This window comes from Pseudomonas sp. HY13-MNA-CIBAN-0226, assembly GCF_040310305.1.
Lineage (GTDB): Bacteria > Pseudomonadota > Gammaproteobacteria > Pseudomonadales > Pseudomonadaceae > Aquipseudomonas > Aquipseudomonas gregormendelii.
In genome coordinates, this window is record NZ_JBEOPS010000022.1 from 115302 (window position 1) to 121970 (window position 6669).

Here is a 6669-nt window from a genome sequence, read left to right on the forward strand (position 1 = left end):
CCAAAGATCAAAATCAAAAGATCGCAGCCTGCGGCAGCTCCTACAGGGGTTCGGCGTTGTACTCACTGGCGCGAGTAGCGAGATAGTCGCCCATAAAAAACCCCGCGCTTCTCTCGAAGGCGGGGTTTTTCTTTACGGCAGTCGACGCTTAAGGCGCGTACGTCAGCAACAACTCACTCGGCACTTTGAAGTCCAGGGACATCATCACGCTCAACGCGGTAATGGTGAAGATCGAGAACACGAACAGCTTGCGTGCCCAGACCGTGTCATCCACTGCCTTGTAGCCGGTCCAGGCCATGTACAACCAGTACATGCCCATGGCCGCGGCGACGGCGAGGTAGCTCATGCCGGCGTAGCCGCTGAAGGTCAGCATCAAGGTGGCCACGAGGAAGGCCAGGATGTAGAGCAGGATGTGCTTCTTGGCCACTTTGATCCCGCGCTTCACTGGCAACACCGGAATCGATGCGGCCAGGTAATCGTTGAAGCGGAAGATCGCGATGGCGTAGGAATGCGGCATCTGCCACAGGCTGAACATCACCAGCAGCGTCAGCGCTGCCATGTCGAAGCTGTTGCTGACGGCCACGTAGCCGATCACCGGCGGCATCGCCCCCGACAGACTGCCCACCAGCGTGCCGTGAACCGACTTGCGCTTGAGGTACAGGCTGTAGAAACCGACGTAGATGACAAAGCCGATCACCGCGAACAGCGCCGCGAGCGGGTTGGCCACCTTGTACAACAAGGCAACGCCGGCGACACCCAGGACGGTCGCGTAGATCAGGGCCAGTTTCAGGGAGATCAAGCCCTGCACCAGCACCCGGTTCTTGGTGCGCTCCATCTTCACGTCAATGTCGCGGTCAATGCAGTTGTTGAACACGCAACCGGAAGCGACGACCAGGGACGTGCCGATCATGGCGGCCAGGAAGATGGCCAGATCGACATGCCCTTTGGAGGCCAGGAAAAATCCGCCTGCCACTGAAAGCACGTTACCGAAAATGATCCCCGGTTTGGTGATTTGGATAAAGTGCTTCAAGGACATCCGGATTTACCTCAGTGCGCCATCATGTTGGTGTGGATGCTGAACATGATCCACAGCGACAGGCCAACCAGCAGGACGATAACGATCGCGGCGAAAACAAACGCAATGACGTTGTTACGCTGGGCGGCCGAGCGGTCCAGGTGGAGGAAGTACACCAGGTGCACCAGCACCTGGACGACTGCGAAGATCAGTACGATCCACAGGGTCATGGCTTTCGGCAGAGTCGGGTACATCACCAGGCCGAATGGAATGACGGTCAGGATCACCGACAGAATGAAACCGATAGCGTAGGACTTGACGCTGCCGTGGCCGGCGTCGTGGCTATCGTGGGAATGAGCGTTAGCCATTTACATAGTCCCCATCAGATAAACAACGGTGAATACGCAGATCCACACCACGTCCAGGAAGTGCCAGAACAGGCTCAGGCAGCTCAGACGAGTCTTGTTGGTCGCCGTCAGGCCGTTTTTCTGCACCTGGTACATCATGATCGCCATCCAGATCAGACCGCTGGTCACGTGCAGACCGTGGGTGCCGACCAGGGTGAAGAACCCGGACAGGAAGCCGGAACGGCTAGGGCCGTAGCCTTCGGAGATCAGCAGGTGGAACTCGTTGATCTCCATGGCGATAAAGCCGGCGCCCAGCAGGAAGGTCATGGCCAACCAGCCCAGGACCTGAGTCTTCTTGCCCTTGAACAACGCCAACATGGCGAAGCCGTAGGTGATCGAGCTGAACAGCAGCAGAGCGGTTTCGCCCAGTACATACGGCAGCTCGAAAATGTCGGCGCCCGACGGGCCACCGGCTACGTTGTTAACCAGTACCGCGTACACCGCGAAGATCGACGCAAACAGGATGCAGTCGGTCATCAGGTAGAGCCAGAAACCGAATACGGTCATCTCGCCCGAGTCGTGGTGATGGTCATCGTGCCCATGTCCATCGACATGGGTGTGTCCAGCATTGGTCACTAAGTTCGACATGGTTTAAGCCTGTTCCAACGAGGTTTCAACACGGGTGGCGTTGGCTGGGATTTTCCCGGCCGCTACCAGACGTTTGTGCTGCTCGGCTTCGATGCGCTCGATGACATCCACCGGCACCATGTAGCCCTGATCGTCACGGGCGGCATGGATAGTGAAATACACCACGGTGCCAACCAGACCCACGATTGCCAGCCACCAGATGTGCCAGATCATCGCGAAACCGAACACGGTCAGCAGAGCACCCATGACCACACCGGTAGCGGTGTTGTTTGGCATGTGGATCGGCTCGTACTTGGCCGGAGCCTGGTACGCGGTGCCGTTTTCCTTGGCTTCGGTGAACGGGTCGATGGTTTGCGCTTTCGGCAGCACGGCGAAGTTGTAGAACGGAGGTGGCGACGAGGTCGACCATTCCAGGGTATGGGCATTCCACGGGTCACCGTGTTCGCACATGTTTTCCGGCTTGTTGCGGTCACGCACACTGACGTACAGCTGGATCAGCTGGCAGGCGATGCCGACAGCGATCATCACCGCACCGAACATGGCGACGTACAGGTACGGCACCCACTCAGGGTTGGTGGTGGCGTTCAGGCGACGGGTCATGCCCATGAAGCCCAGTACGTAGAGCGGCATGAAGGCGACGAAGAAGCCGGTGATCCAGAACCAGAATGCAGCCTTGCCCCAACCCTCGTGCAGCTTGAAGCCGAACGCTTTCGGGAAGTAGAACGCGAAGCCTGCGATGTAGCCGAATACCGCGCCGCCGATGATCACGTTGTGGAAGTGAGCGATCACGAACAGGCTGTTGTGCAAGACAAAGTCAGCACCCGGAATGGCCAGCAGTACGCCGGTCATGCCGCCGATGGCGAAGGTCACCATGAAGCCCAGGGTCCACAGAACCTGGCTGGTGAAACGCAGACGACCCTGGTAGATGGTGAACAGCCAGTTGAATAGCTTCACCCCCGTCGGGATCGAAATCAGCATGGTCGCCAGCCCGAAGAAAGCGTTGACGCTCGCACCCGAACCCATGGTGAAGAAGTGGTGCAGCCAGACCATGAAGCCCAGGATCGAGATCGCGCCAGAGGCGTAGACCATCGAGTGATGGCCGAACAGACGCTTGCCAGTGAAGGTCGAGATGACTTCGGAGAAGATCCCGAACGCCGGCAGAATCAGGATGTAAACCTCGGGGTGTCCCCAGGCCCAGAACAGGTTGACGTACATCATCGGATTGCCACCAAGTTCATTGGTGAAAATGTGGAAATCCATGTAACGGTCAAGTGTCAGCAGTGCCAGGGTAGCGGTCAGGATCGGGAACGAAGCCACGATCAGGACGTTGGCCCAGGTGCAGGTCCAGGTGAAGATCGGCATGTCCATCAGCTTCATGCCAGGGGTACGCATTTTCAGCACGGTGGCCAGGAAGTTGACCCCCGTTAGCGTCGTACCTAACCCGGATAGCTGTAGCGCCCAGATGTAGTAGTCCATCCCTACGCCAGGACTGTATTGCAAGCCCGACAGCGGTGGATAGGCAACCCAGCCGGTCTTGGCGAATTCGCCGACGCCCAGGGACAGGTTGATCAGTACGACGCCCGATACCAGCAGCCAGAAGCTCAAGGAGTTCAGGAACGGGTAGGCAACGTCGCGCGCGCCGATCTGCAGCGGCACTGCAAGGTTCATCAGGCCGGTGAAGAATGGCATCGCCATGAAGATGATCATGATCACACCGTGAGCGGTGAAGATCTGGTCATAGTGTTCAGGCGGCAGGTAGCCAGGCGAACCCTCTGTGGCCATGGCCAGCTGGGTACGCATCATGATGGCGTCGGCAAAGCCGCGCAGCAGCATGACCATGGCGACGATGATGTACATCACGCCGATTTTCTTGTGGTCAACCGAGGTCAACCACTCGGTCCACAAGTAGGTCCACTTCTTGAAGTAGGTGATTACAGCGAACAGCGCCAGGCCACCGAGTGCGATCATGGCGATGGTAATCATCACGATCGGTTCGTGGAACGGGACCGCTTCCCAACTTAATTTACCAAACATCGTTTACTCCTCTGCCCCGGCAGCTGAATGCGAACTCATGTCCATCCCTTCCATTTGGGCCACTTCTTTCTCTTTCTTCTCGTGATGCATCGGCTTGCCCGGTTTCATGCCTTCGTACTTGTCGACGATGATCTGGAACAGGTTCGGCGTCACCGAGGAGTAGAGCTCGACTGGGTTGTTCTGGCTTGGCTTGGTAAGGGCTTCGTATTCAGCTTTTTCCAGCTGTTTAGGTGCCTTTTTGACTTCGCTTACCCAGGTGTCGAAATTCTCCTGAGAAGTTGAGATCGCTTTGAATTTCATGCCGGTGAAACCTGCGCCGCTGTAGTTGGCAGAGATGCCTTCCATTTCAGCGTCACGGTTGGCAATCAGGTGCAGCTTGGTCTGCATGCCGGCCATCGCGTAGATCTGGCCGCCCAGGCCCGGAATGAAGAACGAGTTCATCACCGAGTCCGACGTGACCTTGAAATTGACCGGGGTATTGGTCGGGAACACGATCTTGTTAACCGTTGCGATGCCCTGCTCCGGGTAGATGAATACCCACTTCCAGTCCAGTGCGACCACTTCGATAGTGATCGGCTTGACGTCGGATTCCAGCGGACGGTACGGGTCAAGTTCGTGGGTCGACACGTAGGTGACGTAACCCAGGGCAATGATGATCAGGATTGGAACAGCCCACACCGCGATTTCGATCTTGGTGGAGTGCGACCACTTGGGCGTGTACACGGCGTCAGTGTTGGTCGCGCGGTATTTCCAGGCGAACAGGAAGGTCATGACGATGACCGGGACCACGACCAACAGCATCAGCAACGTTGCGGTGATGATCAGGTTTCGCTGCTCCAGGCCCACCTGGCCCGTTGGATTGAGCAAGGTCATGTTGCAGCCTGACAGCAACAACGTGCCGATCAGCGGCAATAAGCCTAGTAGTCTGGGGTACCTGTTTTTACTCATCTCACGACCTCTAAAGCAGCTTGCGCAATGCAGTTGGGTTTTGATCGCCAACACTTCACCCTGCCAAGGGTTGGCATTTTTCTTGGATTGAATAAGGGCTGCCCGTCGCGCGTCAGACGCTGTTCGACAAATCCTGGGCCAGCGGTGAGTTCTTATTCGAATTCGTGGTCAAAGGCCTTGTTACAGACCAATTCCATTTGGTGCGGATAATTGGAAGGCACCGACACCTGGGGAGTCGCACGAAGCTCTGGAGCTTCTCGACGCCCTGTTCTGCTCTGGGGTGAGCAGTGCCGGGAATTCAGTGGTGGCGATTGTAGATATGTAACGTTTTATAAACCATGTCTTATCCCGAAATAATTTTTATCCATTTCGGCAACAATCATTCATGATTTTCGCAAAAGTGCGCCATGGTATCGAAAATAATTCTCAACAAAAACACCAAAAATAGTAGGTCTACCGGGCGCAGTTTAGACAGTGTCGAAGGCTTTTCAGCCTCGGTCTACCCCGCCGTAGCCCCTATATGACAAGGGCTCCGGCAAATCGCCAGGGCCTGTTAAAACTGCCTGTTCGAGGTTTTTCGGTAGTACGGCGCGCACCTGAAACTAGAGCCAATTTCGTCGCGCAGGACTGCGCCAATCAGTCACTTTGAAACGCCCTGCGACACTTGCTCTGTGACAACATGTCGCACACCTGTCGCACCCTCGACTGTCACACATCACGCTGTTTTTACTTCAGGGCTGAAACAGGCTTTTTACCCACAAAAAAATGCCCCGGCCTTCTCAACGAAGGCCGGGGCGTCTCAGCAACCCTGGCAACAGCGGCGAGTTAGCGCAGCGCCCTGCGGTTACGCACTGTCAGCACCGGCACCAGCACCACGATCATCACGAACGCCACCAGAGCCCACTGGGCCAGGGACAGCCCGAGGATCGGTGGATACGGGGTGGAACAGAAGCCGTCGACCTGGAACCCCAGCGGGAAGATCTTCGCCAGCGGCAGCCCGTCGACAATCGGCTGCAGTACGTCGATACCGCAGCTGACCGCCGGGTAGAACTGGGTGTAGACGTGATGCCCGGCCACTGCCACACCGGCCAGCGCGCAGATCACCACCAGGGTTTCCAGGATGGTAATGCTGCGCCGGGTGCTCATTGCCGCGCCAATGAAGGCAAACACCGCGACCAGCAGCAATGCGTAACGTTGCAGGATGCACAGCGGGCAAGGCGCCTCGCCCAGGACGATTTGCATGTACAGCGCGCCGCCGATCAGCGCCAGGCAGATGATGCCCAGCAATACCAGGTAGCGCCGCTCACGGCCCAACCGCATCGTTTCCTCGCTCATTGCGTTTCCCTTCTGAATTCGATTGACCGGAAGTCTACACGCTGGCCCCTGGCTTGGAGAGCCCCGGGGCGCATGGAATAGATGTCGGGGAATAAACGACAGGGCGGTTAAGAAGGGATTAACTTGGGCTACTTACACAGATGTGCATGTGCTTGCGACCGAATCGCCAGCAGGCTGGCTCCCACATTGAAATGCACTCAACTGTGGGAGCCTCGGACTGCTGTCCCGCTCTGGGATGCATTCAAACTGTGGGATCCAACCTGCGGGCTCCCACATTGAAATGCTCTCAACTGTGGGAGCCTCGGGCTGCTGTACCGCTCTGGGATGCATTCAAACTGTGGG

Annotated in this window: 6 protein-coding genes; all 6 read right to left on the reverse strand. The window is 57.1% G+C overall.

Annotated elements, in window-relative coordinates:
* Window positions 1-148: 148 nt before the first annotated feature.
* The 6 genes from cyoE to AAEZ05_RS22765 all read right to left on the reverse strand — a co-directional run bounded on the left by cyoE (window position 149) and on the right by AAEZ05_RS22765 (window position 6327).
* Window positions 149-1036, reverse strand: coding sequence for a heme o synthase (gene cyoE / locus AAEZ05_RS22740; RefSeq protein WP_045062703.1), 888 nt, complete (start codon window positions 1034-1036; stop codon window positions 149-151).
* Between the two features lie 11 nt (window positions 1037-1047).
* On the reverse strand, window positions 1048-1383 hold the full coding sequence (cyoD, locus tag AAEZ05_RS22745; protein ID WP_028623533.1) for a cytochrome o ubiquinol oxidase subunit IV: 336 nt from the start codon (window positions 1381-1383) through the stop codon (window positions 1048-1050).
* Complete coding sequence (locus AAEZ05_RS22750) at window positions 1384-2010, reverse strand: cytochrome o ubiquinol oxidase subunit III (protein WP_045062707.1); 627 nt, start codon at window positions 2008-2010, stop codon at window positions 1384-1386.
* A 3-nt stretch (window positions 2011-2013) separates the two neighbouring features.
* Complete coding sequence (cyoB, locus tag AAEZ05_RS22755) at window positions 2014-4044, reverse strand: cytochrome o ubiquinol oxidase subunit I (protein ID WP_045062708.1); 2031 nt, start codon at window positions 4042-4044, stop codon at window positions 2014-2016.
* 3 nt (window positions 4045-4047) lie between these two features.
* Complete coding sequence (gene cyoA / locus AAEZ05_RS22760) at window positions 4048-4992, reverse strand: ubiquinol oxidase subunit II (protein ID WP_045062710.1); 945 nt, start codon at window positions 4990-4992, stop codon at window positions 4048-4050.
* A gap of 825 nt (window positions 4993-5817) precedes the next feature.
* Entirely contained in the window at window positions 5818-6327 is a 510-nt protein-coding gene (locus AAEZ05_RS22765; RefSeq protein WP_045062712.1) for a disulfide bond formation protein B, read from the reverse strand.
* Between the last annotated feature and the right edge of the window lie 342 nt (window positions 6328-6669).

Coding starts and splice junctions, on each gene's coding strand:
- cyoE (WP_045062703.1), bottom strand. CDS start 1,036: ATGTCCTTGAAGCACTTTATCCAAATCACCAAACCGGGGATCATTTTC.
- cyoD (WP_028623533.1), bottom strand. CDS start 1,383: ATGGCTAACGCTCATTCCCACGATAGCCACGACGCCGGCCACGGCAGC.
- AAEZ05_RS22750 (WP_045062707.1), bottom strand. CDS start 2,010: ATGTCGAACTTAGTGACCAATGCTGGACACACCCATGTCGATGGACAT.
- cyoB (WP_045062708.1), bottom strand. CDS start 4,044: ATGTTTGGTAAATTAAGTTGGGAAGCGGTCCCGTTCCACGAACCGATC.
- cyoA (WP_045062710.1), bottom strand. CDS start 4,992: ATGAGTAAAAACAGGTACCCCAGACTACTAGGCTTATTGCCGCTGATC.
- AAEZ05_RS22765 (WP_045062712.1), bottom strand. CDS start 6,327: ATGAGCGAGGAAACGATGCGGTTGGGCCGTGAGCGGCGCTACCTGGTA.